General features: G+C 65.6%; 22 protein-coding genes and 1 pseudogene. 11 read left to right on the forward strand and 12 right to left on the reverse strand.

All coding sequences use genetic code 11. The features are described from left to right. Window positions 1–2: 2 nt before the first annotated feature. From ACQPYR_RS19265 to ACQPYR_RS19280, 4 genes are all read right to left on the reverse strand, one after another. On the reverse strand, window positions 3–2,096 hold the full coding sequence (locus ACQPYR_RS19265) for an AMP-binding protein (protein ID WP_433634094.1): 2,094 nt from the start codon (window positions 2,094–2,096) through the stop codon (window positions 3–5). 458 nt (window positions 2,097–2,554) lie between these two features. Next, window positions 2,555–3,463, reverse strand: a complete 909-nt coding sequence (locus ACQPYR_RS19270) for a UbiA family prenyltransferase (protein ID WP_433634096.1) — start codon at window positions 3,461–3,463, stop codon at window positions 2,555–2,557. A 2-nt stretch (window positions 3,464–3,465) separates the two neighbouring features. Further along, window positions 3,466–4,845: a cytochrome P450 gene (locus ACQPYR_RS19275; protein WP_433634098.1), complete on the reverse strand. Its 1,380-nt coding sequence runs from the start codon at window positions 4,843–4,845 to the stop codon at window positions 3,466–3,468. Then, window positions 4,842–5,852, reverse strand: a complete 1,011-nt coding sequence (locus ACQPYR_RS19280; RefSeq protein WP_433634100.1) for a polyprenyl synthetase family protein — start codon at window positions 5,850–5,852, stop codon at window positions 4,842–4,844. The genes ACQPYR_RS19275 and ACQPYR_RS19280 overlap by 4 nt, the downstream gene beginning before the upstream one ends. A gap of 116 nt (window positions 5,853–5,968) precedes the next feature. On the opposite strand from ACQPYR_RS19280, the gene ACQPYR_RS19285 reads away from it, so the two are divergent. Next, window positions 5,969–7,093 carry a TetR/AcrR family transcriptional regulator gene (locus ACQPYR_RS19285; RefSeq protein WP_433634102.1) on the forward strand — a complete coding sequence of 375 codons (1,125 nt, stop codon included), beginning with the start codon at window positions 5,969–5,971 and terminating at the stop codon, window positions 7,091–7,093. On the opposite strand, the gene ACQPYR_RS19290 is transcribed toward ACQPYR_RS19285, so the two are convergent. Then, a complete protein-coding gene (locus ACQPYR_RS19290) occupies window positions 7,070–8,188 on the reverse strand; it encodes a TetR/AcrR family transcriptional regulator (protein ID WP_433634104.1) in 1,119 nt (372 codons plus the stop codon). The two genes, ACQPYR_RS19285 and ACQPYR_RS19290, sit on opposite strands and share 24 nt — an antisense overlap. Window positions 8,189–8,565: 377 nt before the next feature. Here ACQPYR_RS19290 and ACQPYR_RS19295 point away from each other — a divergent pair. Further along, window positions 8,566–9,093 (forward strand): annotated as a pseudogene (locus ACQPYR_RS19295) (MMPL family transporter); the annotation flags it as partial. 6 nt (window positions 9,094–9,099) lie between these two features. Here the strand turns inward: ACQPYR_RS19295 and ACQPYR_RS19300 are convergent. Both ACQPYR_RS19300 and ACQPYR_RS19305 read right to left on the reverse strand, forming a co-directional pair. Further along, on the reverse strand, window positions 9,100–9,579 hold the full coding sequence (locus ACQPYR_RS19300; RefSeq protein ID WP_433634106.1) for a hypothetical protein: 480 nt from the start codon (window positions 9,577–9,579) through the stop codon (window positions 9,100–9,102). A 484-nt stretch (window positions 9,580–10,063) separates the two neighbouring features. After that, window positions 10,064–10,513, reverse strand: coding sequence for a MarR family winged helix-turn-helix transcriptional regulator (locus ACQPYR_RS19305; protein WP_433634108.1), 450 nt, complete (start codon window positions 10,511–10,513; stop codon window positions 10,064–10,066). 91 nt (window positions 10,514–10,604) lie between these two features. On the opposite strand from ACQPYR_RS19305, the gene ACQPYR_RS19310 reads away from it, so the two are divergent. Both ACQPYR_RS19310 and ACQPYR_RS19315 read left to right on the forward strand, forming a co-directional pair. Further along, window positions 10,605–11,369, forward strand: a complete 765-nt coding sequence (locus ACQPYR_RS19310) for a dioxygenase family protein (RefSeq protein ID WP_433634110.1) — start codon at window positions 10,605–10,607, stop codon at window positions 11,367–11,369. Between the two features lie 25 nt (window positions 11,370–11,394). After that, entirely contained in the window at window positions 11,395–11,931 is a 537-nt protein-coding gene (locus tag ACQPYR_RS19315) for a DoxX family protein (protein WP_433634112.1), read from the forward strand. Between the two features lie 164 nt (window positions 11,932–12,095). Here the strand turns inward: ACQPYR_RS19315 and ACQPYR_RS19320 are convergent, their stop codons facing one another. The 3 genes from ACQPYR_RS19320 to ACQPYR_RS19330 form a co-directional block, all read right to left on the reverse strand. Beyond that, window positions 12,096–13,037, reverse strand: coding sequence for an acyl-ACP desaturase (locus ACQPYR_RS19320; protein WP_433634114.1), 942 nt, complete (start codon window positions 13,035–13,037; stop codon window positions 12,096–12,098). Window positions 13,038–13,338: 301 nt separating this feature from the next. Beyond that, on the reverse strand, window positions 13,339–15,063 hold the full coding sequence (locus ACQPYR_RS19325; RefSeq protein ID WP_433634116.1) for a GMC oxidoreductase: 1,725 nt from the start codon (window positions 15,061–15,063) through the stop codon (window positions 13,339–13,341). Between the two features lie 63 nt (window positions 15,064–15,126). Then, complete coding sequence (locus tag ACQPYR_RS19330) at window positions 15,127–16,056, reverse strand: NAD-dependent epimerase/dehydratase family protein (protein ID WP_433634118.1); 930 nt, start codon at window positions 16,054–16,056, stop codon at window positions 15,127–15,129. Between the two features lie 130 nt (window positions 16,057–16,186). Between ACQPYR_RS19330 and ACQPYR_RS19335 the strand changes: the two genes are divergently transcribed. Beyond that, window positions 16,187–16,885, forward strand: coding sequence for a TetR/AcrR family transcriptional regulator (locus ACQPYR_RS19335; protein ID WP_433635186.1), 699 nt, complete (start codon window positions 16,187–16,189; stop codon window positions 16,883–16,885). Here the strand turns inward: ACQPYR_RS19335 and ACQPYR_RS19340 are convergent. Continuing rightward, window positions 16,882–17,220 carry a 4Fe-4S dicluster domain-containing protein gene (locus ACQPYR_RS19340; protein WP_433634121.1) on the reverse strand — a complete coding sequence of 113 codons (339 nt, stop codon included), beginning with the start codon at window positions 17,218–17,220 and terminating at the stop codon, window positions 16,882–16,884. The genes ACQPYR_RS19335 and ACQPYR_RS19340 overlap by 4 nt on opposite strands. Beyond that, on the reverse strand, window positions 17,217–18,791 hold the full coding sequence (locus ACQPYR_RS19345; protein ID WP_433634123.1) for an FAD-dependent oxidoreductase: 1,575 nt from the start codon (window positions 18,789–18,791) through the stop codon (window positions 17,217–17,219). Before ACQPYR_RS19345 ends, ACQPYR_RS19340 begins: the two co-directional genes overlap by 4 nt. 251 nt (window positions 18,792–19,042) lie before the next feature. On the opposite strand from ACQPYR_RS19345, the gene ACQPYR_RS19350 reads away from it, so the two are divergent. From ACQPYR_RS19350 to ACQPYR_RS19375, 6 genes are all read left to right on the forward strand, one after another. Continuing rightward, entirely contained in the window at window positions 19,043–19,807 is a 765-nt protein-coding gene (locus ACQPYR_RS19350; RefSeq protein WP_433634126.1) for an IclR family transcriptional regulator, read from the forward strand. A 304-nt stretch (window positions 19,808–20,111) separates the two neighbouring features. After that, the gene (locus ACQPYR_RS19355; protein ID WP_433634128.1) at window positions 20,112–21,197 is read left to right on the forward strand and encodes an ABC transporter substrate-binding protein; all 1,086 of its coding nucleotides are present in this window, start codon (window positions 20,112–20,114) and stop codon (window positions 21,195–21,197) included. Then, window positions 21,194–22,033, forward strand: a complete 840-nt coding sequence (locus ACQPYR_RS19360; RefSeq protein WP_433634131.1) for an ABC transporter ATP-binding protein — start codon at window positions 21,194–21,196, stop codon at window positions 22,031–22,033. The genes ACQPYR_RS19355 and ACQPYR_RS19360 overlap by 4 nt, the downstream gene beginning before the upstream one ends. Beyond that, on the forward strand, window positions 22,026–22,901 hold the full coding sequence (locus ACQPYR_RS19365) for an ABC transporter permease (RefSeq protein WP_433634133.1): 876 nt from the start codon (window positions 22,026–22,028) through the stop codon (window positions 22,899–22,901). Before ACQPYR_RS19360 ends, ACQPYR_RS19365 begins: the two co-directional genes overlap by 8 nt. Before the next feature lie 8 nt (window positions 22,902–22,909). Then, a complete protein-coding gene (locus ACQPYR_RS19370) occupies window positions 22,910–24,256 on the forward strand; it encodes an LLM class flavin-dependent oxidoreductase (protein WP_433634135.1) in 1,347 nt (448 codons plus the stop codon). A gap of 109 nt (window positions 24,257–24,365) precedes the next feature. Continuing rightward, window positions 24,366–25,295 (forward strand): TauD/TfdA dioxygenase family protein, encoded by a 930-nt coding sequence (locus ACQPYR_RS19375; protein WP_433634137.1) that lies wholly within the window; start codon window positions 24,366–24,368, stop codon window positions 25,293–25,295. Window positions 25,296–25,339 lie beyond the last annotated feature (44 nt).

The raw sequence follows: 25,339 nt of genomic DNA on the forward strand, positions 1-25,339 counted from the left end.
GGTCAGGCAGAGCCGGTGGTGCCCAGTGGAGACGGTTCGCCAGGCTCGGATCCGATGAGCAGCCGCTTGAGAATCTTTCCGGTTTCGCCGCGGGGGAGTGCATTGAGGAAGGTGACATCGCGCGGTACGGAGAAACGGCTGAGCCGATTGCGAATGTAGGACCGGATCATATCCGAATCCAGCCCCGCGCCTTCGCGTTTCACCACGAAGGCAGCCAGACGCTGCCCGAACTCGGTATCCGGCACGCCGACCACAGCGACCTCACTGACCTGCGGCAGGTGCGCCAGGGCCTCTTCGACCGGACGCGGGAACACATTCTCACCGCCCGAGATGATCATCTCGTCATCGCGGCCGGCGATGAACATTCGACCCGCGACATCGAGGTAGCCGAGGTCACCGGTGTCGAGCATGCCGTCGGCCTCGGCGGGTGGCGCGGAATTGACATAGCCGTCGAACAGCATGTGGTTGCCGACGAAAATATGGCCGGTGACGCCGATCGGAACCGGACGCTGATCCGGACCGAGCACCGCGATCCTGGTGCCGAGCGGCGGTCGGCCCGCGGTGGTCGGTGCGGTGCGCAGATCGTCGGGAGTCGCGATGGTGGCCCAGGACACCTCGGTGGAACCGTAGACGTTGTAGAGGATCTCGCCGTAGGTGTCCATGAATCGAAGCACGGTCGCCCCGGCCAGCGGTGCGCCGCAGCTGATCACGGTGCGCAGACTGGATGTGTCGTAGCGAGCACGCACGGTGGTGGGCAGATCGAGGACGCGATTCACCATCGTCGGCACCACGATCATGCTCTCGACCTGGTGTTCGGCGACCAGGCGCAGACAGTCCTCCGCGTCGAACCGCTCCGGCAACACCACTGTCGCACGCAGCGCCGTACTGAGCTGGAGTCCGGCCAGGCCCCACGTGTGGAACAGTGGGGCAGGGATGAGCATCGCGGCGTCCATTGTCAACGGAATCCGCGACAGCAGGGCGGCGATGGTGCCGAAACCCTTCGGATGGGGGCGACGCGCACCCTTCGGTGTGCCGCTGGTTCCCGAGGTCAGCACGATCAGCCTGCCGGGCTGTGCCGGGATGCGAAATTCATACTGCCCCATGGCGATCAGGTCGTCGATGGTGGAGCGCCCCGGCACCGGCGGGCGACCGTCGGTATTGAACCGCGGCAGATCGGTATGCAGATAGCGGACCAGTTGTTCCAGATCACCGTCGACGAACAGCGCCGAAAGCCGGTGGCGCTGCACGATTTCCTCGATGCGCCGCCCGGACAGCCCCGCATTCAACAGCGCGACGTCGACCCCGAGTTTCCCGGCGGCGACCATGGTTTCGACCATGCCCGCATGGTTGCGCGACAGCAACCCCACCGCGTCACCGGACGCGAGCCCCAGGGTGGCCATGGCTCCGGCCAGCGCATTCGTGCGTTCATGCATCTGAGCGAAGGTGCGGGTACCCGAGTCGTCGACGACAGCGATCCGATCCGGCGAATGCGCGGCTCCCGCCGCGTACCCGCCCGCCAGATTGAAACCCCATTTCGCCAGGGAGCGAACCTGTTTGATGCTGGTTGCGGGGTTGGTGGGCCGCGCGACACCGGTACTCATGATCTGCTTGGCCACCCCCACCTGCCGCCGCAGCGGTGAATTCTCGGCATTGACCGCGACCGAGGTGTGTGCGCCGCGAATGACGTCGACCGCGTGCCGCAATCCGCTGGCGACCCACGCCACCACTGCGGCATTGGACTGCTCTGGCAGCAGCGGATGCATCCGGCCCGGTGCGAACAGCGTGATGACGATTTTGGTGCGCTCCTCGTCACCGCGCAGGCGTACCGAGGCGAAACTGCCGGTGCCGAGGCACTCCAATTCGAAGCTCTCGTACCAGCGACATACCCGGAACCGCACCTGGTGAGTGCGGATTCCGGATTCCGGGGTACCGACCCGTACCTCCAGAATGCCGTTGTCGGTACGGGATTCCACGCGTTCGCAGCCGCCGATGCCGGCGAATAACCGTGGATAGGTCTGCGGTTCGAGCAGCAGATCCCAGAACGCTCGCCGGGCGATCGCGAATTCCGCGCCCACATCGATGATGTCGGTAACCAACTCATGCACTTCTCGTCGGCCGGTTCGAACAGCTCGGGTCGGCGGGAAACCCCTATAAACGCAAGTATGCGAGGCCGCACCCGTGTTGCCCACCATTCACTGCGAAGTTGGGTCCGTGCCCAACCGGCGGCCGGGACCCATGTGAATGACCCCAATATTCGCCGGAATCCACCCCGCCGGGCCTCGCGCACCCGCCCTGGGATCGATCACAATGCACATGCGGCCCAATAATGTTGTGCTCCAATCGGATTGCCCGAATGTTCAGGCAAACCTAAGCTGGGGAACACATGGTGATCACCGGGCACCGTCGCCGACACCGTGTCTCGAATACTCGCAGGTGCGACACCGAGGCCGCAGTCGGTGCCGCAGGCGTAGCGGTGTTCGGGGGCAGGCCGCGCTCATCCGGTTCGGGTAATCCGATCCCTCCCCGGATCTGCGTGGGCGCGTCCTGCCGAGGATTACGTTGCGAAAGCGAGGACCGCGCTGGCCAGAGTCAGGCAGTACCAGTAGGTATAGAGCAGGTAGGTGGTGTGGTCGGCACGGCGATCGCGCCGCCGGAGCACGCGGTAGGCGATGACGAAGGACAGCAGCGCCGCGGCCAGTGCGAGCAGTGCCGCGGGGGCCGGTGCGTCCCGATAGACGAGGAAATGCATGGCAACCGGATAGATCATGAATGCCGCCGCCAAGAACCGGCGGCAGGCCGGCTCACCGAAAACCACTATGGCGGTGCGTCTTCCGACCGCCACATCACCGTCGATATCGCGCAGATCTTGCAGGGACACCAGCACACCCAGGGGTATGGCTATCGCCGCGATCCAGGTCCAGGCCGCCGGGGTCAGCGGAGTCACGATTTGCCAGGCGGCCGCGAGTTGGGCGATCGTTCCCGCGACCATCGCGGCATTCTTACCCCACAGTGCGCGGGCACCGCCGAAGTGATTGTGGAAGACCCACGCCACGATCCAGAGCACCGTCCATTCCAGGACCTGTAGCATCGCACCCAGTGCGAGGAAGGCGGCAGTGACCCAGACCAGCCGCCACTTGGCGCCCTCCGGGGTGAGGAGTCCGACGACGAGCGGCCGGTGCGGCTTGTTGTGGCGATCCTCCTCGATGCCGGTCAGCTGGTTGGACAGGTTGAACGTGTAGATGTAAAGCCAGAAATAGACCAGACATTCGGCCAATACCAGCGGTAGTGCGGCGACACCTGCATGGGTGCTGGCCCATGCGGCGACCGCGAAGGTCGTCGCGGGTACAACGGTTGCTGTCAGGTCGCCTGCGCTGAACGACCAGCAGATGTGGAACTCATGCAGTAGGCCGCTGGTCAGCACGCCGACCCTGCGACGCGCGGCCGCTTCGGGGGGTGTGGCCATATCTATCTACCCGGCTCCGATGCGAATGCATCGACGTCCACCGGATCTCGGCGCCACACCCGCATACCGAGTTTCGTCGGTGCGGGCAGATGCGCCAGCGATACGGGCACGGGCCGAGTCGACAGCGGATCGACGCGCCAGCGTGCCGCGATCGTCGCCAATGCCAAACTGGCCTCGACCAGTCCGAACTGGTCACCGATGCAGCGTCGCGCACCGGCGCCGAAGGATATGAACAGTGTTCGGTCCGGCTCCGCGCCGATCCAGCGATCGGGCACGAATTCGCCTGCTCGCTCATAGATTTCATCGCGCCGATGAATGACGTGCGGACTGACCGCGACGGTCGTGCCCGCCGGAAGCGGGACGCCGTCGAGGGTGGTGTCCGCAGAAACCACCCTCGTGAGCAACCATCCGGCCGGATACAACCGTAGCGTTTCGGTCACCGCCCGATTGACGACCGGAAGATTCGCCAGGTCCTGGTAGCGAGCGGTTCGATCGCTCAGCACGATATCGACCTCGCGCTGAACCTGCCGTCGTAGCTCCGGATTTCGTCCGAGCAGATACAGCGCCCAGGTCAATGTGCTCGCGGTGGTTTCCGCACCGGCGAACAGAAAGGTGAAGACCTGGTCGATCAGTTCCTCGTCGCTCATCGCGACCTGCGCGCCGGTGGAGTCCGGATCGCGGGCACGCATGAGGGAGGACAGCAGATCACCGTGGTCGCGATTGTCGGCCCGCCGCTGGTCGATGAGTTCGGCGGCCACCGCCCGCAGCCGGTTTCGCGCCTGGTAATAGCGCCGGTTGGCCGGTGTGGGCAGTCGATTGACGGCCGGTGGCAGCACCATTCGCCGGAATATGCTCCCGGCAATGGTCGCGAAATCGTCGGCGACCTGCTGCACCGAGGTCTCCGGAAACGACGAGGAGAACATTGTCCGAACTGCCACCCGGACAGTGAGTTTCGACATTTCCGCGCCCAGTTGGATTTGCTGTCCGTCCTGCCAGGAGCCGATCACGTCTTCGATCGAGTCGACCATGGCCTCGGAGTATCCGGGCATACGTCCCGGTTGGAAGGCGGGCTGGCTCAGGCGGCGCTGTCGACGGTGCCTGCTGTGCGGGCAGGTTCCGATGCCATCGCCCGCGACCTCGCGGGAGCGATCGTAGAGTGGTCCGCCGCGATCGAAGGTGCGGTCGTCGAGCAGCACCACCCGGGCCAACTCGGGATCGCAGACCACCACGACCGGCAGCGGGCCCAATTGGACTCGGCTGAGGCGGCCGTGGGTGGGGAGTGAGGATAGAAATCCGATCGGGTCGGTGAGAAAACGGATGCCGTGGCCGAGAATCGGGACCGTGTTCGGAGCTAGCGGGATCGACTCGATCGGGTTCTTCATGCGGGCCTGCTCGTCATCATCGCGGCGAGTAGTCGAAGATCCTCGGTGGCATCGTCGGCGGATACGCCGGTGAGGCAGTCCAACGCGGCATCGAGCTCCCGGCGGGCTTCCCGTTCCGCCCACTCGCGCGCTCCGGTGAGTTCGATCAGGCAGGCGATCCGGTGCAGCGTTTCGGTATCTCGGCCGACATCTCGATACAACTCGCGCAGCGCATCCGCGGTGGGGCCGGTCGAATCCAGTGCGCGCGCGATCGGCGGGGATTTCTTCCGGTTGGCGAGGTCGGGGTACAGCGGCTTACCGGTCACGTTCGGATTGCCCCAGATGCCGAGCATGTCATCGATCAATTGGAACGCGATGCCGAGATGGTGCCCGAATTCGGCCAGCGCTCTGGCTTGTTCCTGGTCGGCGCCACCGGCGATCGCGCCCATTTCGCAGGCGCAGGACAACAGTGCCGCGGTCTTCGACTCGATCATGGCGAGGGATTCGTCGACGGTCTCGCGTTGTTCGGACTCGATATCCGCGGACTTTTCGTTGCATAGCGCGTCGAGGGCTTTCGACAGCAGCGTGATGCCGGGGCGGCCGACCATCTCGTTGATCGCCATGGCCAGTAGCGCATCTCCGGCCAGCTGGGCGCCGCGTTCGCCATAGACCGACCAGGCCGATCGGCGGTTGCGTCGCTGCTCGTCGCCGTCGGTCAGGTCGTCGTGCAGTAATGCGAAATCGTGCACGAGCTCGACCGCGACGGCCTCGGTGACGCCCTGCGGTGGCTCCGCGGATGCTACGGCTTTGGCGGATGCGAGTACCAGCGCCGGACGAATCGATTTGCCGACCTGTTTGCTGGGCCTTCCCGTGGCGTCCAGCCAGCCGGCGTGGTAGCCGACGATCATTCGGATCGGTGGGGCAATGCGGTCCAGGGAGGAGCGGTATGCGGGCTCGACCAGACGCTTGGCCTCGTCGAGCACCGTGGCCGCGGTTCGCGACCCGGATTCGTACCTGGTGATGCCCACTACCCGTCCTTCGATGCCCGCCTCGCTCGTACTCAGTCGCACGTAGCATTGAGATGGTATCAACATTTGGATGGTATGCGCATCTGTAAACGAACAGAACGGTTGGTGGAGAACCGATGAGTCGTCAGAGCAGAGCCGCATTGCAGCAACGCAATCGCGACCGGGTCCTAGCGGCGGCCAAGGCGGAATTCGCCGAGCGCGGTTTCCGGGGCGCGACGGTGGATGACATCGCCGAGCGCGCGGATCTCACTCGCGGCGCGGTGTACTCCAACTTCGCTGGTAAGCGGGCGTTGTACCTGGCGGTGCTGGCCGCGGAGGCCGAAGGGGCGCCGGAACTGCTGGATGGTCGCCCGGCGCGCACGCCGGTAGCGGCCGTCGGCCGATTCGCCCGCACCTGGGTCGACCGGTTCCCCGGTTCGGCAAATCCGGTCGCCGGGGTCTCGCAGCTGCGCTCACCGATGCTGGCGCACGACCTCATTCCCGAACTCGTCGTCGACGAATGTCTACGCGGCTCGTTCGTGCAGCTGATCAAGCTGGACGCCATCCTCCTCGGCCTGGCGCTGGCGGGCCTGGACGGCGGTGGTGAGTCCGTGCTGCCCGGCCGTTGGCTCGGCATCGCCGAATCGGTGATCACCCTGCTCTACGGTGCGACCCAATTATCTTTCGTCGCACCGGAATTCGTGGACCGAGCGAAAGTGATCGCCGCATGCGAGCAGATGGTGCACCATCGGATCGACGACACCACCCGGGCTATGGCGGACACCGTCGCGGTGACCGGCGTCGACGAACCGTGGACGCCACCACCATGCCGCGACCTGGTCCACACGGTGGCAGCGGATCTCTCGGGCGCGAACGTGGTTGCCGTACTCGGGATGAACAAGCTCGGCGCCGTCGCGGATATCCTGCGTGACCAGCCCAGCGGAGGTCGCACCACGATCGCGATGGCCACCGCCGACGGGACGGAGGTGGCACAGCTGGCTCGACTCGCGGTCAGCGACATCAGCCGGTCGCTGCGCGCCGCATTTCCGTGCCCCGCGGTTCCCGGTATGCAGGTGGTTCTCGACGAATCCGGCAAACTCGCACGGTCGTGCGGCGTCGATACCGTCGATGACGACACCGAGAGTGCGGTCTTCGTCGATGGCGAACGGGTGGTGGCGCGGGCGACGGGCGCGGGTGCCTGTCAGGCGCTGGCGAAAACGCTCGGCACTCTGGAAGACTTACGCTCGGTCCGGAGCCGTTGAACTGGCATATTCGGTTGCGGCGGCCTTGCCCGCGCCTCGCCCCTCGGCCCGCGCCGTGATGCGGCCGTTCTCGACGAGGACCGCGAACTCGGAATTGTCGTCGCCCCGGTCGAATCCGCATGCGGCCGCTAGTGTCCAGGCATCATCGACGACCACCTGTAGCCGAGGTAGCGCCGCGGTCGGAAACGCATGGCGCAATGATCGGCAGATGTCCGCGATCGCCAGCCGCGCCAACGGTGCGAGCTCCGCGGGACGATCGCTCACCAGCGCCAGCGTGATATCGGTGTGCTCCGGCCAGATCGACAGCGCCGCTTCGATGGTGGCGATCCGGTGCATGCCGACGACGGCGATCAGGCCGTCGCCGTCGAGCCGGGCCGAGTCGGCGCGCACGCGATCGATGCAGCTCGGCGGTTCCCAAGGCTCGTCGACCCGAGTGACGCGCGCGTCGGTCGGGGACGGCGGGCTCGGCGTTTTCACGCCGCCGAGTAGTGCGACCTGTTCGCACAGCGCGATGGCCCGTGCCGGATCGGTGAATTCGGGCGCGACGTAGGACAGCTGGGTCGTCCCGTACAGGATCGTCAGCACGGATTCGGCGCTGGCGATGAAACTTTCCAGCGGCGCGGACGTCGGCTGGCTGATTGCCCGCAGCGATACGGCCAGCAGCAGCGCGTCGAGCGCGAGCAGCTGTGCGAACGGTCGCCGGATCTGTTCGCTCATCAGGACTTCGGGTACGAAATCGACGCTGAGCGCGGGGGAGGTGAACTGCTCGTCCTCGCCGTATTCATACTGGCTCGACTGCGGCAGTTGTTCGAGCCAGGTGCTGGCGAACGCGCCGAGCGCGGCGGCCGGTGTGGTGGCCTTCGCGCCGCCTGGGGGCGCGGGAGCCTGTTCGGCTTCGTGTGCGAGCACCGCGAGATATAGCGCCCGCTTGCCCGGAAAATTGGAGTAGACCGCACCCCGCGTCATATCCGCGCGCTCGGCGATCCCGTCGACCGTCGCGCCGCGGAATCCGCGCTGCGCGAACTCGGACTTGGCCGCGGCCAACACCTTTCTGCGGGTGGCGTCCTGCTGCTGTGCCCTCGTCAGACGAACCATCGGTCCCTTCGCTGTTCCCTTGCTTCCTGCGGCACCGCGCAGCGTACCGGTTCGATACTCGCGCACGGCGCTACGAATGGCCGAGATGTAGCTGGTGGCGCGGCGATCGTGCCCTGTTCGGCGTTGTCACCCACATTCGGATGCGTCTATCATCCAAATGGTAACAACATCTCGACTGCCGATGTCCTCGCGCGTCAGTTGCCGCCGTCTGACCGCGGAGGGGATGGTCAGACGGCACCGGGCACAGGGTGCCCGCCGAGTCGATTCCGGTTCGCGCCGCATTTGTGGTGGATACCAGGTGCTTCGGCGGCGGCTGACTACGGGCTGTTCATCGTGAGCCGATTCCGCGACGAACTCGCCGACGGCCAGCAGGTACCGGTGGCGGTGCGACCGTCGGCGTGCTGACCTGGATCTTCGTCGAGGGTCACGGGGCCGGCCTACTGGGTTTCACGCCGCAGCCGATCATGTCGCTGGTGCTGATGCTGATCGTGTCTGTGATCTACGGTCTGTCCACCGATTACGAGGTGTTCCTGCTCGCCCGTATCGTCGAGGCACGCAGGGCGCGCGCGTCCACGACCGACGCGGTCCGCACTGCAGTCGCGCGGACGGGCCGGATCATCTCGGCCGCCGCGCTGATCTTGATAGTGGTGACCGGTGTCTTCGCCCTGTCCGATCTGGAGATGATGCGGTACATCGCGCTCGGCATGGTCACCGCGCTGTTCATCGATGCCACCGTGCTGCGCGTGCTGCTGGTTCCCGCGACCATGAAGGTGCTCGGTGACGCGTGCTGGTGGGCTCCGGCTTGGCTGCGCCGCATCCAGCGGAAAGTCGTTGTCCGCGAGCCAGTTACCGACAGCGCAGATGCGATGCCGACGACCCGTCGATCGGACCCGACCTCGGTCTGACGCGTCTCAGCTCGCCAGATCGGCGACATGCCGCTTACGGCCGGATTCGGCGGCCCGGACTGCGGCGGCGATCGCGACGACCGGCGGAACCCAGCGGGCCTCACTCGGCGAAATCCCCCAGCAGGCCGAACCGGCCGACAGGCGGGTCGGCGGGAGCGGGATACTCGCACCGTCGTTGTGTACGGTGACGCCGATACCGCGCAGTGCGCCGATCGCCATGGCCGCCTTGGCTGCGCCGACGACCAGGTGGATCTCGCGGCGCTGCGGGCCTGGGATTTCGATCACCGGGCCGGACAGGTTGTTGGCCCGGAGGTACCGGCGCACGGTGGCGGCCAGTGCCCCGGTGAGTTCGATGGCCGAAATCTGCGCGTCGGTGATCAGACAGACACCATTGGTCGTTTCCGCGACCGTCCAACCACGTCGGCGGCAGTCCTGCACCGTATCCGATGTGGCCTCGGTGACGGAACTCGGAAACGTTGTCGGCACTATCTTCTCCGTTCTCGGCTCAAATCTGCGACCATCAGCGTCACATCCGTACCTGGGCATCAAATCTGTTCGGGCTTAGAGTTTCCCAACAGATTTCTTACGGCCCTGATTGTGCGGCGTTCCCAATCCCGGTGACATCACCCCGAGGTCGCGGCCGCTGTCCTCCTTTGGTCGTACCGCATGCCGAGTCATTCGGGCAAACCACGGATTGCCTGTGCAGTCCGACGTGTGCGAAACAGGTTGCGGCGGAAGCTGGATCGGGCCTGGTATCTCCGTATTTCCTTTGCCTGGCACATCAGTTGCTGGCAGGTCGCCACAGTGTCAGGCTGGTCGACTCGGACGTGTTGACGGCACGGGTGTCCCGCGCTTCCTCCTGACAGAAGTGCGATCAGCGATATCACAGCAGCCCCGGGCTCCAAGGCGCCGGACGTATCGAACGCTGATGCGGCACCAGGAGATCGCGCGTCGTCCCGGCCGGTGCCGGTCAGTCGAGTCGGCGCGCAACCTCGCCGAGGCCGGTGGCGATGGCCTCCTGCTGTTCGGGGGTCAACACATCGATGAGGACACGGCGCACCGTTTCCACGTGCCCGGGGGCGATCCGCTCGAGTCGGTCGCGGCCGGCTGCGGTGAGGTTGGCGATGACGCCGCGGACATCGGTGGGGCACGCTGCGCGGCGTACCAGACCGGCCTTCTCCATTTGGGTGACCTGGTAGTTCAGACCGCTTTTCGAGGTGTAGAGGGCATCGGCCAATTCGGTCATGCGCAGTTGGCCCTCGGGTGCCGCGGCGAGGCGGACCAGGACCTCGTACTGGGTGTGCGAGAGCCCCTCGTGTTTGAGGTGCTGTTCGACCTGTCGGCCGACGAGCGCCCCCGCCGCCAGGAAACCCTGCCAGGTGCGCATCTCCCGCTCGTTCAGCCATTTCGCGTCAGCCACGACGGCCATCCTACCGGGGTTGTTCAAATTTGAACAACAGGCTATATTCGGTTCGCGTTCAAATTTGAACTAGTTGGGATGGAGGACGGCGATGGCCGGACAGATGCCGGTGCTCTACCTCTCGCACGGCGCCCCGCCGCTGGCCGATCACCCGCGGTGGCCCGGTGAGCTGGCCGCATGGTCGCGCGAATTACCGCGTCCCACAGCGATTTTGATGGTATCCGCGCACTGGGAGGCCGCGCCGATCGCGCTCGGCGCCACCACGACGGTGCCGCTGGTCTATGACTTCGGCGGCTTTCCGGAGCGCTACTACCACGTGCGATATGCCGCACCGGGCGCGCCGGAACTGGCGGTCGAGGTGCGCAAGTTGCTCGGCGGCGGTGTCGTCGATGTGCCGGATCGCGGGCTGGACCACGGGGCCTACGTGCCGCTGAAGGAGATGTATCCCGACGCCGATGTCCCGGTGCTGCAGCTGTCCATGCCGACCCTGGACCCCCAGCGGCTGATGGAATTGGGCCGTCGGCTCGCGCCGCTGCGCGACGAGGGCGTGCTGATCGTCGGCAGCGGCTTCTTCACCCACAACCTGCGCGCCATCACCGCTGATGACGAGCACGTCTACGACTTCACCGCCGAATTCGACGACTGGGGCCGCGAAACCCTCGCCGCCCACGATCTCGACGCCCTGCTCGACTTCGAAAACAAGGCCCCCGCAGCACATCTCGCGCATCCGCGCACTGACCATTTCGCGCCGCTGTTCGTCGCCCTCGGTGCGGGCGCCGACGATTTCACCAACCAACGCACCGTCATCGACGGCTTCTGGCTGGGCATGGCCCGGCGCTCCATCCAGCTCGGCTGATCCACCCCACATCGAAAGGCATCCCATGACCGCGACCATCACCGCCCCCGCTGCGAACACCGAAACCGCAACGCCCACACACACTTACGATCTCGGCCTGCTCGTCCTGCGGCTGGCCGTCGGACTCACCATGGCCGCACACGGCGCGCAGAAACTGTTCGGCTGGTTCGACGGTGGCGGCCTCGATGGCACCGGCGCATTCTTCACGATGAGCGGCTACCCGTCGGGCAAGGCGATGGCCGTGGTCGCCGGCCTGAGTGAAACCCTAGGCGGACTCGCCCTTGCTGTCGGCCTGCTCACCCCGCTCGCCGCCGCCGCACTGGTCGGAACCCTGCTCAATGCGATCGCCGTCAAATGGGGCGGTGGCTTCTTCGCCCCGAAGGGCATCGAATACGAACTGCTCCTCACCCTGGCCGCCGCCTCGCTCGCCCTCACCGGTCCGGGCCGCTACGCCGTCGACCGCGTGATCCCGGCTCTGCGCAACCACCGTCTCGTTTTCGGCATTGCCGCGATCGTGCTGGCCCTGGTTGTTGCGGGCGCGGTCCTGATCGTCCGCAACTGACGTGTTCAATCGGATAGACCCGCCGGGCGGGTCTGCACTCCCGGCGAGTGGGATGCGTTCACTGCTGGGGTAGTCGATGAAGTGTTCGACCGTCCCTGATCGGCATCGGGCCGGATGTCACAGTCGCGTGAATGTTCGTGCGCGACTGTGACATCCAGGCCGCGCTACCCGACGCGCGCGGCCTCGCGGGCGAGGATGCGCTCGCGCTGTTCTTCGAACTTCATGACGTCGCGAGTGAGTTTCTCGAGGTACTCGCCGAGTTCCTCGCGGCTGCGTTCGCCGCGTGCGGTGAAGTCCGTGCGGTTGAAGACTTTCCAGATCCGCAGGACTGGCAATACGACCTCGTCCAAGTGCTGACGCAGGTCGTATATCCCGTGCTTGACCATCAGCACGCCATTGCGACGCCAGTTCGGCATTCCGGTGCCTGGCATGGAAAACGTTTTGAGGATCTTGGTCACCGCCTCGATCGTCTGGTCCGGAGCGATGTCGAAGGCAGCGCCGGTGATGTTGCGATAGAACATCATGTGCAGATTCTCGTCGGCGGCGATGCGTTGCAACATCCGATCGGCGATCGGGTCGTCGCAGACTCGTGCAGTGGTGCGGTGACTGATCCGGGTAGCCAGCTCCTGGAACGTCACGTATGCGACTTGATCGAGCACACCGGCGAAGTTCTCCGGCGCGTGCACGCCGCGCGTCAAATGCACCATCCGGTCGTTCTCCAGGGCGACGGGGTCGACAGCGCGGGTGCATACGAGGTAGTCGCGCATGGCGATGGCGTGGCGGTTTTCCTCGGCGGTCCAGCGGCCGACCCAGGTGCCCCACGCACCGTCGTTGGTGAAGTTGTCGGAGATCACGCGGTGGTAGGAAGGCAAATTGTCTTCGGTGAGCAGATTCGTGATCATCGCGACTTTGGCGACTTCCGAGAGCCGTGACTGTGCGGGATCCCAATCCTGCCCACCCATTGCTGCAAAGTTGCGGCCCTCGTCCCAGGGCACATAATCGTGCGGATACCAGTCCTTGACTGTGGCCAGATGCCGGTCGATGTTGGCACCGACAACCGGTTCCAGCTCCGTCAGCAGTTCAAGTTGCGTCAAGTCCTCTGTCATGCAGCGCCTTTCGATTCGGTGGAACCAACCACGGAAAGTACCGCTGTTCACGCATTACTGACTGTGCGACCGAGCCACCCCAACACCCTAAACGAGCACCTTCGATTCGGTGCGCACCAGACCTATTTCCCCGCACCTGGGGTCGACCATAACCAGATGTGCGGTCGCGCAGGAAACGGGCATTTGCCCCAAAGTAGCCTTCTCGCAGGTCTCGGTCCGCCCTCGCTGCACTCGCCAGCTTCGAGTTCAGGTAGTCCCGCGGGAAATAGGGGCCGACATCGGGGCAGATGGAATGCAGCCCTCAGCCGGCGGCGGACTTGGGGGTGCGGATTTCGACTATCGGCAGGACCAGGGCGGTAGGGGCGTCGGCTGGGACGACGGGGTTATTGGGCGCGATGGGCTGAATCCGTTGGTAGGCAACGCCCTGCGCGGGACGCAGGTCCTCTTCGCCCTTGTTGGGCCAGTAGGCGGCGCAGCGTTCGGCTTGGGCGGTGATGGTCAGCGACGGGTTGACGCCCAGGTTGGCGGAGACGGCGGCGCCATCGACGACGCTGAGCGTCGGGTAGCCGAAAACTCGGTGGAAGGCGTCGATTACGCCGGTGCCGCGGTCCGCGCCGATGGGTGCGCCGCCGAGGAAGTGGGCGGTGAGCGGGATATTGAAGACTTCGCCCCAGCTGCCGCCCGCGACGCCGCCGATTTCCTCCGCGACCTTGCGGGTCACCTCGTTGCCCGCCGGAATCCAGGTCGGATTGGGTTCGCCGTGACCCTGTTTGCTGGTGAGCTTGCGGCCGAACAGGGTGCGCTTGGTGTAGGTGGTGATCGAATTGTCGAGGTGCTGCATCACCAGTGAGATGATGGTGCGCTCACTCCAGTTCTTCACGCTCAGGAAACTGATGAGCGTGAACGGGTTTCGCACGACCAGACCGAGGAAGCGCAGCCAGCGCGGCACCCGGCCGCCGCCGTCGACCATCAGGGTCTGCAGCAGTCCCATCGCATTCGAGCCCTTGCCGTAGCGCACCGGCTCGATATGGGTGTCGTGGGTCGGGTGGATCGATGACGTGATCGCGACGCCACGGGTGAAGTCGACATCCGGATTCACCTTCCGGGTCGCCGCGCCCACAATGGATTCGGAGTTGGTGCGTGTGAGTTGGCCGAGTCGGTCCGACAACTCGGGGAGCACACCCCGATCCCGCATGGCGTGCAACAACTTCTGGGTGCCGAGCGTGCCTGCGGCGAGTACGACCTGGTCGGCGGTGTAGGTGTGCGGGCGCTTGCGGAACCATGCGCCGGTGCGTTCGGTCGAGATATCCCAGGTGCCGTCGGGCAGCGGCCGGATAGCGGTCACCGTCGTCATCGGAATCACCTGCGCGCCAGATTTTTCCGCGAGATATAGGTAATTCTTCACCAGGGTGTTCTTCGCGCCGTGGCGGCAGCCGGTCATGCATTCACCGCATTCGAGGCAGCCGGTGCGGTCCGGTCCGACACCTCCGAAGTACGGATCCGCCACGGTCTTTCCCGGCTCGCCGAAGAAGACGCCGACCGGGGTCTGCACGAAGGTTTCGCCGCAGCCCATATCGTCGGCGACCTTTTTGAACACCTCGTCCGCCGGTGTCAGATGCGGGTTCTGCACGACGCCGAGCATCTTCTTCGCGCGCTCGTAGTACGGGGTCAGTTCGGCGCGCCAGTCGGTGATATCGCGCCACTGTTGGTCCTGGAAGAACGGCTCCGGCGGCACGTAGAGGGTGTTGGCGTAGTTGAGCGAACCGCCGCCGACCCCCGCACCCCCGAGGATCAACACATTGCGCAGCGGGTGGATGCGCTGGATGCCGTAGCAGCCCAGCTTGGGCGCCCACAGGAATTTGCGCAGGTCCCAGCTGGTTTCGGGCAGCTCGTCATCGGTATAGCGTCGACCGGCCTCGAGCACACCGACCCGGTAGCCCTTCTCGATCAGCCGCAGCGCGGTGACGCTGCCGCCGAATCCCGAACCGACCACGAGTACGTCGAAATCCGTTTCTCGCTGGTCCATTGTGGTGCTCCTCGATCCGTGTCGCCAGTGACACCGGTAACACTACTACCGAGTAGCAAAGACTCAGAGCTGGGTCTGCCACCAGGCGACGGTGGCCGCGATGGCCTCCTCGATCGGCGTCGGATGCAGGCCGAGGCGCTGCTCGCTGGCCGACGAGTCCAGCACGAACGGCCGCGTGACCTGGTAACTCATCTCGGCGAGCTCGCGCATCGTCTCATTGGTGAGTCCCATCATGCGCAGCAGGGCGGCTGGTGCCGCGAACACCTTGGGGGCTGCGAGGCCGGCGGCGGCGGCGATCGCGTCGAAGAGTTGCTGCTGGGTGATCGGCGGCGCGGTCGGGGCGTGCAGGAAGGAATTCCAGACCGATTCGTCGGCGGCCGCGCGGATCATGGCGGCGGCAAGGTCGGGCATATAGGTGTAGGAGTGCGGCAGATTCAGCTTGCCGAATGCCTGCACTCGCTTGCCGGTGAGAATCGGGACGAAGACCTGCTCCCCGGCCTGCGACGCCCGCACATATGGGCCCAGGAAGTCCGCGGCGGCGACGCTTACCGTCGCGGCGGCGTGTGCCTCGCGAGCGCGCACCAGTTGGGTGCGGACGCTGGGCTTGCCGAAATCGGCATTGCGCGGCAGGTCTTCGGTGATGGGACCGTCCACCTTGCCGTAGGAGTAGATATTTTCCGCGAAAACCACGACCACGCCGGCGTTTTCGGCCTCGTCGAGCACGGTGCGCTCAGCCGGCGGCAGCTCCGCGCGCCAAGCCTTGGCCGTATATTCCGAGCCGCCCAGGCAATGGTAAACGGCGGTCGCGCCATCGAATTCGCCCGAAAGCTGTTCGGGCAGTGTCACATTGACCTTGCGTCGCTCGACGAGTGGATGATCGGGGCCGCCTCCGGAACGAGTCAGCACCCGTACCTGTTTGCCCGCCGCGGCCAATTGCTCGGCAATGGTGGTTCCGGTGGGCCCGGCTCCGGTGACGATGTGCAGCTCCGACATAGTGCGTCCTTGTCTACTTTGGTGAGCGGTGCTCTCTGTTGTGCACAAGCATGCAGTCGGAACCGACCAAAGTCAAGAGCAGTGCTCGCATTAGTTGACATCGCTCTCTGGAGCGCGCATGGTGATCGGTATGGCGACGACACCACGTGCCCGGGCCAGGGCCCAGACCATGAACGATATCGTCCGGATCGGCCGCGAACATCTGGCCACCGACGGCGCGGCGGCCCTCTCGCTGCGCGCGGTTGCCCGCGATCTCGGTGTGGTGTCGTCGGCGGTATACCGCTATGTGCGCAGCCGCGATGAACTGCTGACGCTGCTGGTGATCGACGGCTACAACGCACTCGGCGACGCGGTCGACGCGGCGCTGGCCGATGCCCCCGACGATCCGATCGAGGGCCTGCGCATCGTCGGTCGTACCGTCCGGGGCTGGGCGCTGGCCGAACCGGCCCGCTACGGACTCTTGTTCGGCACTCCGGTGCCGGGCTACGACGCCCCCGCCGAGCAGACCACTGTGCCCGGCACGCGGGTCATCGCGACCATGCAAACCCTCTTCGCTCGCGCGTACCGCGCAGACATGCTCACCGCTCCGGTCAAGGAGCGCCCGTTATCCTCGGCGCTCGCAGCCAATTTCACGGATATCAGGGCCGCATTCGACCACGACCTCCCGGACTGGCTCGTCGCCCGCGGCATCACCATGTGGGTCGGCCTGTTCGGCGCCGTAACCTTCGACGTCTTCGATCAATACGGCACAGACACCTTCACCGACCGTGCCGAGCTGTTCGAACTCCAACTCGACGGTCTCCTCGAACAACTCGGCTACCGCGGTTAGTGCCGCAGGCGGGGCGGCGGTGCGCCGTGGGGGAGTCGGGGGCCGATGGCGAGCAGACTGCCCGCGGTTCGGCCTTTGCCCCAGCCGATTTTCTCGCGGTAGCGGCCGATCTGGTCCTGTGCGATCGGGCTGCCGGGAGGCAGTGGGGTCGATTCGGGGTCCACGTAGAGGGCGTCGGTGGGGCAGTAGGCCTCGCACATGAAGCAGGTCTGGCAGTCGGATTGCCTTGCGATGATCGGGATCCCGGAATCGGTGCGGTCGAATACGTTGGTGGGGCAGGCGTCCACACATTTATCGCAGCCGATGCAGGCCTCTGCGAGTACGACCTCGATCATGACGCGACCGCGGCAGTCTTGGTCCACACGGCGTCGAGGCCGCCGGACAGAATGTGGTGGCGCTGCGCCGGATCCGGTTCCGGATGGTCGGCGCGCTTGCTCATGCCGCGAGTCTCGGTGCGCGCCAGAGTCGATTCGTACATGAGCCGACCGACCGCGGTGATGGCGGCGGCCTGCCTGGCCCGGATGCGATCGTCACCGGTGCGGCCACCGAGCTCCTTGCCTGCGCGCTCCCAGAGCGTGTCGAGTGCGTCGAGTGCGGGCCGCAGTCGCTCGCCGTGGCGCAGGTAGTTCTTCTGGAACGGAATCAGCTCGCCCTGCGCGGCCTCGACGACCTCGGCGGCATCGAGGGTGGGGGAGTCGCCGGGCCGCAAGCCGGTTCGTCCCGCGCCGCGCAGAGCGGCATCGTCGGGCCGAGACGAGGCGAGCGCGAACCTTGCCGCACCCGCACCGGCCCAACTTCCCGACGACATCGCCCATGCCGAATTGTGGCTGCCGCCACCGGTGAAACCACCGCAGATGCGTTCCCTGGTCGCCGCATCGCCCGCCGCGAACAGACCAGGCACCGTTGTCGCGCAGTCGTCGGCCACGACATCGATACCGCCGGTGCCGCGCACCGTGCCCTCGGCGAGCAGATCGACCTCGAAGCGATCGGTGAACGGATTGATACCGCGCCGATCGAACTGCAGAAAGAAGTTGGGCTGACCGAGCCGCATCTGCGTCTGCACCGACCGGTCGGCGCGGTCGAGTTGGGCGAATACCTTCTCCGACAACAGGGTTCGGGCGATCACCGAACGGCCCTTCGTGGAGCCCGCGCCCTCGAGTACCTGTCCGTCCTCGTGGAAGAACGTCGCGTAGCCGTAGTAGGCGGTCTTGGTGATGGTCGAACCCTTCGGCACGATCGCGTAGGCATTGGAGAATTCCATGCCGGAGAAGCGCGCCCCTACCTCGGCGGCCATCAGTGCGCCGTCACCGGTATCGACATTGGTGCCCAACGCGCGCGACAGGAATGCACACCCGCCACTGGCCAGCACCACCGCACCCGCCGCGATGCGGTAGTCGCGGTCGAGTTGACGCTGATATCCCGCCGCGCCGCGGACCGTGCCCGCATCGTCGACAAGCAGTTCGAGAGCCGGTGAATGGTCGAGGATCCGGACACCGAGCCGCTTGACCCACGCGCGCATCCGGCGCATGTACTCCGGGCCCTGCACCCCGGTGCGCAGCTGTTCGCCGGTCGCCGGATCGGTGGGGAACGGGTACTTGCCCTCCACGGCAAGCCGATTCATGTTGGTGTAGGTCTGATCGAGGACCCGATCCATCCAATAGTGATCGGCGAGATGGCCGCCGAGCGCCTCCCGGCTGGCCTTGGCATTCGCACGGGCGGTCGCCTCCGGGGCGACGTACCAGACGCCGGTGCCGGAAGGTGCTGTCGCACCGCTGGTTCCGCAGTAGCCCTTGTCCACCAGGGTCACCTCGGCGCCGGCCTCCCGTGCGTGGATGGCCGCCCATGCTGCGGCCGGACCGCCGCCGATCACCAGTACATCGGTGCTGGTCTGCCAGAGTTCACTCATGCGTCTGCTCCTGATACGTCGGGATTGCAGCGAGAAAGCGGCAATCGTCGGCGGAATGCGGGGTCAGCGCGGGGAATTCAATTCTGTGTGCGTCGTCGGGATCGCGAAACCCTTCGAATCAGCGCGATTTTGACGGCATCGACATTCTTGCGCGAGGAATCGGCGCAGCGGGCGCAGAACCATTGCCGCGCCCGGATGATCCGGCGATAGTTCCTGCCACATCCCGATCGGTAGAAATATCAGGAGGAACCATGACTGCCGCCGATCAACCCCGTTCGGGTGCCCAAGCGGTCGACCGCGCGATTCACGTACTGAACTGCTTCGAGGGCGATGATCCCGAACTGTCGGTGAGCGAATTGGCGCATCGGGCCGGACTTCCGGTCAGCACGACTTACCGGCTGGCCCAGGCATTGGTGCGGGGTCGGTTGCTGGAGCAGGATCCGGCGACCGATCGCTATCGCATCGGGCACGGGCTCGCTTCGCTGGCCCGGCCCGCGCTGTCGCGGCTGGGCATCGACGCGGCCGCACCGCACCTCTATGCGCTGGCCGCGGGCATCAAGATCACCGTAAGCCTGAGCATCGCCGACGACCGGGACGCGGTCACGGTCTTTCAGGCGCGGCCGCCGGTGTACTTCTGCCCCAACCAGTTGCCGCAAGCCCGCCAGCCATTGCGTTCCAGTGCCGTCGGCCAGGCACTGCTGGCCTTCTCGCCCGTTGTCGACGGACTCGATCGACGGCCTGCGCCACTGATGGATCTGGATCGCGTGCGGCGCAGCGGTTTCGCCGTAGAGCTCATCGAGCGCGAGGATCCGGTCCGCTCGGTGGCGGTGCCGGTCCTCGGCCCGGATAAGCAGGTTTGGGGTGCGCTCGGCGTGCAGGCCCGTTCCGCGCGGCTGAACGAGGAACTGGTGCGTGGCATCGTGCCCGCTATGCGGCAGATCGCGGGCCGGATCGGGCCACTGTTCCAGTCCACCGCCGCCATCACCGATGCGCCGGTGGAGTTGTACTCACCGTGATTTTCACAATGTGAAATCGGCATTGTCGTCGCTGGCGGGCGACCCCACCATGGACACAAAGCCGCGGGGTCGCCGCTTCTATCCGAAACCCACGAAGGTCGTTGACATGATCGAATCCATTGCGCTGATCCGCCGTCGCACGGTGGATTTCATGCGCCTGCCCCATGGAGTCTGTCGCGCCTGAATCCGCGGTCGCCGAAATTGGTCGCCGCATTGCTCGAATCAGGTAATCCTCTGCGCTTTACCTGCCGTTGCGGCGTGCCCTACAGCGCTGCGGCAGTGCGCATTCCGTGAAAGAACTTCCATGACGCTGTCCCAGAAAACCAGGCCACGGTTCGTCCGTGCGGTGGCCGCCGTACTCACCATTCCCACCGCGGTCGCGGTGCTCGCCGGCTGCGGAAAATCCGAGCCGGGCACCAACGCCGACGGCAAGGCCGTACTGCGCTACCAGGGATCGACCGGCCAGGTCTCGGCCTACGAACTGGCGGACGATCTCGGCTACTTCAGCAAGATCGCGCTGCACTGGGAGGGTGACACCACCAGCGGACCAGCGAATATCCAGGCCGCCGCGACCCGTCAGATCGAGTTCGGCAGCGCCTTCAACGGCGCGGTCGTCAAGTTGGCCGCGGGCGGCGCGCCCGTCACGTCGGTGCTCAGCTCGTACGGCGCGGATGCGCAGTCGTTCACCGGCTACTTCGTCCGTGACGATTCGGGCATCAACTCGCCCAGGGATCTGATCGGCAAGAAGGTCGGCATCAATACCCTTGGCGCACACCATGAATTCATCACCCGGGAATGGCTGCACCAGCAGGGCCTCACCGACCAAGAGATCAAACAGGTCGAGTTGATCGTGGTGCCGCCGGCCAATACCGAGGACGCCCTGCGCAAGGGCCAGATCGATGTCGGCGCGCTGGGCGGAGTCTTCCGGGAGAGCGCATCCGGGCGCGGCGGTATCCACGCGCTCTACACCGATAAGGATCTGTTCGGCCAATTCGACTACGGCACTTATGTTTTCCGCAAGGACTACATCGCCCAGAACCCGGAGGCCGTCAAGGACTTCGTCCAGGGGACGGCGCGGGCGACGCGCTGGCTGCAGGTGACCCCGCGCGACGAGGTGGTCGCGCGCTTCACCTCGATCATCAACAAGCGCGGACGCAACGAGAACACCGAGCTGCTGAAATTCTGGCGGAGCCCGGGCCTGCCGGTCCCCGGCGCGGTGATCGCGGAGAAGGAACTGCAGATCTGGATCGATTGGCTGGTCCGCAACGGTGATGTGCCCGCCGGAAAGCTGACGGCGAAGGATCTGTACACCAACAAGGACAACCCGTACGCCAACGGGACCTACGGTCCGACCACCGGTCCGACCGGAGAGGTGGTCGCGTCGAAATGAGTCAGGTGAAACTCGCACTCACCGGAGTGCGCAAACAGTTCCCGGTCCGTGGCTCGAACCAGGAGTTCACCGCGATCGAGGATATTTCGTTGGAACTGCACGATGGCGAGTTCCTGGTGCTTGTGGGCCCGAGCGGTTCCGGGAAGTCGACGCTGCTCGATCTCCTCGGCGGGCTCAGTAAGCCGAGTGCCGGGCGAATCCTGTTGGACGGCAAGCCGATCAGCGGTCCTGGTCTGGATCGCGGCATCGTCTTCCAGCAGTACGCGCTGCTGCCGTGGCGCACCGCCCGGGCAAATATCGAATTCGGTTTGGAAGCGAAGGGTGTCCGGCGTCGGGAACGCCGGAAGATCGCCGACGAATACCTGGAACTGGTGGGTCTGGCCGGATTCGGCGACCGATACCCGCATGAGCTGTCCGGCGGCATGAAACAGCGAGTCGCCATCGCCCGCAGCCTCGCCTTCGACCCGGAGGTGCTGCTGATGGACGAGCCGTTCGCCGCACTCGACGCCCAGACTCGGGAGTCGTTGCAGGACGAGCTGTTACGGATCTGGCGGGCCACCGGCAAGACGATTCTGTTCATCACCCACGGCATCGACGAGGCCGTCTACCTCGGCCAGCGCGTCGCCGTGCTGACCTCACGTCCCGGGCGGGTCAAGTCCGTGATCGATATCGATATCGACCGGAACTCCGGTGCGGATGTGCGCTCCAGCGAACCCTTCCGGGAGGCACGGCACCAGATCTGGTCGCAGTTGCAGAGCGAAGTTACCCGGGCGCAGGGACTCGAACGCGAGTCGCTGTCGGCCACGAGCACCGAGAGGAAGCCGGTTCATGTCTAGCGCAGTGCAAGTCGTCGAGAAGTCACGGCCGGTTGTCGTCCGCAGCCGGGCCGAATCCGCGCCGACACGCAAAATCGATGTGTCGCGGGTAGTGCGGGCGGTCGCGCTGCTTGCGTGGCGAATCTTCAAGCCCACCTTCGCCATCGGTCTGCTGGTCGCGGTGTGGGAGGCGGCGCCGCGTCTCGGTTTGGTGGACGAGGTCTTCCTGCCGCCGTTTTCGACCGTCGCGCAGGCCTTCATCGATCTCGTGCAGAGCGGTGAGATGTGGGAGCACGTCTCGACGAGCCTGACCCGGTCGGCGATCGGATTCTCGCTCGCGCTCGCGGTGGCCATTCCGGTCGGTGTCGCCATCGCCTGGTATCGAGCGGTGGCGGACTTTCTGAACCCGATCCTCGAATTGTTCCGCAACACCGCGGCACTGGCGCTGCTGCCGGTGTTCATCCTGATCCTGGGCATCGGGGAGACCTCCAAGATCGCGCTCGTGGTGTACGCGAGCTTCTTCCCGATCCTGTTGAACACCATCACCGGTGTGCGCACCGTGGACCCGCTGCTGATCAAATCCGCCGTCTCGCTCGGCTTCTCGCCGATTCGGCTGTTCCAAAAGGTGATTTTGCCCGCCGCCGTGCCATCGATCTTCACCGGCGTACGAATGGCGGCGGCATCCTCGATCCTGGTGCTCATCGCCGCCGAAATGGTCGGTGCCCGTGCCGGACTCGGCTACTTGATCACCGCGGCCCAGCAGAACTTCCAGATCCCGAATATGTATGCGGGCATCATCGCCATCTCGCTGCTCGGGCTGAGTTTCAACGGCCTACTCGTCGCTCTCGAACGCCGCCTGTCCCGGTGGCGCGCCGAACCCTCCCGTTAAGGACTCCGATGTCGTTACCCCGCAAGCAATTCCACCTCAACGCCTTCCTGATGGGCGTCGGCCATCATGAGGCGGCCTGGCGGCATCCCCGGACCGATGAGCGCCGGGTACTGGATGTGCGGCACTTCCAGGAGCTCGGCCGGATCGCCGAACGCGGCAAACTCGATTCGGTCTTCTTCGCCGACGGATTGGCCATCGGACCTCGGATCAAGCGCAATACCCTCGCCGTATTCGAGCCGGTCACCTTGCTCGCCGCGATCGCCGCGGCGACCGAACGAGTCGGGCTCATCGCGACGGCGTCGACCACCTACAACGAACCGTTCAACCTGGCCCGCAAATTCGCCTCCCTCGATCACATCAGCAGCGGTCGAGCGGGCTGGAATATCGTCACCTCGGGCAACGAGGACGAGGCCTTCAACTTCGGCTTCGACGCCATTCCCGAACATGCCAGGCGCTACGAGCGGGCACAGGAGTTCGTGGATGTCACCGTGCGGCTCTGGGACAGTTGGGAGTCTTCGGCGATCGTGCTCGATCCGGACCAGGGCATCTTCGCCGACCCGGACAAGGTGCACACCATCGACTACGCCAGCGATCGGTTCCGGGTGCGCGGCCCGCTGAATTCGCCGCGCAGCCCGCAGGGGCGGCCACTGCTGGTGCAGGCCGGCTCGTCGGAGAGCGGTAAGGATTTCGCCGCGCGCTACGCCGAGGCCGTGTTCACCGCACAGCGTTCGCTCGCGGAGGGACAGGCGTTCTATCGGGACCTGAAGGCGCGGTTGCCGAAGTACGGTCGCTCGGCCGATGAACTCAAGGTGCTGCCCGGTCTGGTGCCGTTCATCGCCGACACCCGCGAAGAAGCGCTGGCCCTCGAACAGGAATTCACCGACCTCATCTCACCGGATTACGCCCTGCGGCAGCTGTCCGCGCTGCTCGGTGTCGATCTCACCGAACACGCACTCGACGCACCACTGCCGCCGCTGCCCGCGGAGAGCGAAATCGAGGGCGGAAAGAGCAGATTCACGCTGGTCAAGGAACTCGCCGAGCGCGAGAACCTCACGGTGCGCCAGCTCATCGGCAAACTGGGCGGCGGGCGCGGGCACCGGACCTTCGCAGGCACACCCGCCGATATCGCCGACGAACTGCAGTCCTGGTTCGACAACGGCGCCGCCGACGGCTTCAACATCATGCCGCCGTACCTGCCGGGCGGCCTCGAGGACTTCGTGGACCGGGTGGTCCCGATCCTGCAGGAGCGTGGCCTGTTCCGCACCGATTACACCGCGACGACACTGCGCGGGCACTACGGGCTGGCACCGGTGGAAAGCCAATTCACCCGGGTACGAACCGAACTCGGCGCATGAGTCCCCGACTGACCAGGCGGCGCGCCGTCGACTTCATGCGAATGGGCAGCAGCGGTTGTCGCCCGAGCTCCGCCGACCATTCCCATCCATTGCCGAAGAAGGTACGACCATGACCACTGTCAGCGAGCCCATCACCACCCTCCGGATCACGCCCGTCGCCGGACATATCGGCGCCGAGATCGCGGGCGTCGACCTGCGGGCCGAACTCACCGATCAGGAGGTCGCCGACATCACCGCGGCCCTCTACGAATACAAGGTGCTGTTCTTCCGCGACCAGCACATCGGTCACGCCGAACACATCGCCTTCTCCCGGCGATTCGGCGCCGTCACGCCGTCACATCCCTACGACGATGACGCGCCGACCGAGTTCCCCGAAATTCTGGCCGTCGACAGCCGACTCTACGAAAAGCGTTTCGGCATCAAGAAATTCACCTACACCAACCACTGGCACACCGATGTCTCCGCACTGATCAACCCGCCCGCCGCCTCACTGCTGCGGGCCGAGATCGCACCGGAACGCGGTGGGGACACCAGCTGGACGAATCTCGCCGCCGCCTACGCGAACCTGCCCGAGTCGCTGCGCACGTTCGTCGAGGGGCTGCGGGCCGTGCACCGGTTCGGCGGCAGCCGTCCGGCATGGAACGAAGAGAGTGACTACGCGAAGAAGGTCGCCGATGCCCCGCTGGTGACCGAACATCCCGTCGTGCGCGTGCACCCGGTGACCGGTGAGAAGGTGCTGTTCGTCAACCCCGGCTTCACCACCCACATCGTCGGGCTGAGTCCGGCACAGAGCGACGCCGTACTCCAATTGCTGTTCGACGAACTGTCGAACCCGGCCTACACCGTCCGATTCCGTTGGGAAAAGGGCAGCCTGGCATTCTGGGACAACCGCGCCACCGCCCACCTGGCTCCGGGCGACCTCAACCACCTCGATGTCACCCGCGTGCTGTACCGCACCACTCTCGAGGGCGACATCCCGGTCGGCGTCGACGGCGAGCAGTCGCGCTCGATCTCGGGTGATCAGTTCACCGGATCCTGACATGGGTTGGGGTCGGCACCCACGGGTGCCGACCCCTTGATTCG

The sequence above is a fragment of the Nocardia sp. CA-120079 genome, from assembly GCF_050955745.1.
In the GTDB taxonomy this organism is placed as follows: Bacteria; Actinomycetota; Actinomycetes; order Mycobacteriales; family Mycobacteriaceae; genus Nocardia.

Bases quoted from the DNA above. Each gene is read 5' to 3' on its own strand.
- ACQPYR_RS19325 (WP_433634116.1), bottom strand. From the start codon at position 15,063: ATGGACCAGCGAGAAACGGATTTCGACGTACTCGTGGTCGGTTCGGGA.
- ACQPYR_RS19340 (WP_433634121.1), bottom strand. From the start codon at position 17,220: ATGATCGAGGTCGTACTCGCAGAGGCCTGCATCGGCTGCGATAAATGT.
- ACQPYR_RS19320 (WP_433634114.1), bottom strand. From the start codon at position 13,037: ATGACAGAGGACTTGACGCAACTTGAACTGCTGACGGAGCTGGAACCG.
- ACQPYR_RS19275 (WP_433634098.1), bottom strand. From the start codon at position 4,845: ATGAAGAACCCGATCGAGTCGATCCCGCTAGCTCCGAACACGGTCCCG.
- ACQPYR_RS19290 (WP_433634104.1), bottom strand. From the start codon at position 8,188: ATGGTTCGTCTGACGAGGGCACAGCAGCAGGACGCCACCCGCAGAAAG.
- ACQPYR_RS19365 (WP_433634133.1), top strand. From the start codon at position 22,026: ATGTCTAGCGCAGTGCAAGTCGTCGAGAAGTCACGGCCGGTTGTCGTC.
- ACQPYR_RS19270 (WP_433634096.1), bottom strand. From the start codon at position 3,463: ATGGCCACACCCCCCGAAGCGGCCGCGCGTCGCAGGGTCGGCGTGCTG.
- ACQPYR_RS19375 (WP_433634137.1), top strand. From the start codon at position 24,366: ATGACCACTGTCAGCGAGCCCATCACCACCCTCCGGATCACGCCCGTC.
- ACQPYR_RS19285 (WP_433634102.1), top strand. From the start codon at position 5,969: ATGAGTCGTCAGAGCAGAGCCGCATTGCAGCAACGCAATCGCGACCGG.
- ACQPYR_RS19345 (WP_433634123.1), bottom strand. From the start codon at position 18,791: ATGAGTGAACTCTGGCAGACCAGCACCGATGTACTGGTGATCGGCGGC.
- ACQPYR_RS19335 (WP_433635186.1), top strand. From the start codon at position 16,187: ATGGCGACGACACCACGTGCCCGGGCCAGGGCCCAGACCATGAACGAT.
- ACQPYR_RS19315 (WP_433634112.1), top strand. From the start codon at position 11,395: ATGACCGCGACCATCACCGCCCCCGCTGCGAACACCGAAACCGCAACG.
- ACQPYR_RS19370 (WP_433634135.1), top strand. From the start codon at position 22,910: ATGTCGTTACCCCGCAAGCAATTCCACCTCAACGCCTTCCTGATGGGC.
- ACQPYR_RS19350 (WP_433634126.1), top strand. From the start codon at position 19,043: ATGACTGCCGCCGATCAACCCCGTTCGGGTGCCCAAGCGGTCGACCGC.
- ACQPYR_RS19355 (WP_433634128.1), top strand. From the start codon at position 20,112: ATGACGCTGTCCCAGAAAACCAGGCCACGGTTCGTCCGTGCGGTGGCC.
- ACQPYR_RS19360 (WP_433634131.1), top strand. From the start codon at position 21,194: ATGAGTCAGGTGAAACTCGCACTCACCGGAGTGCGCAAACAGTTCCCG.
- ACQPYR_RS19330 (WP_433634118.1), bottom strand. From the start codon at position 16,056: ATGTCGGAGCTGCACATCGTCACCGGAGCCGGGCCCACCGGAACCACC.
- ACQPYR_RS19310 (WP_433634110.1), top strand. From the start codon at position 10,605: ATGGCCGGACAGATGCCGGTGCTCTACCTCTCGCACGGCGCCCCGCCG.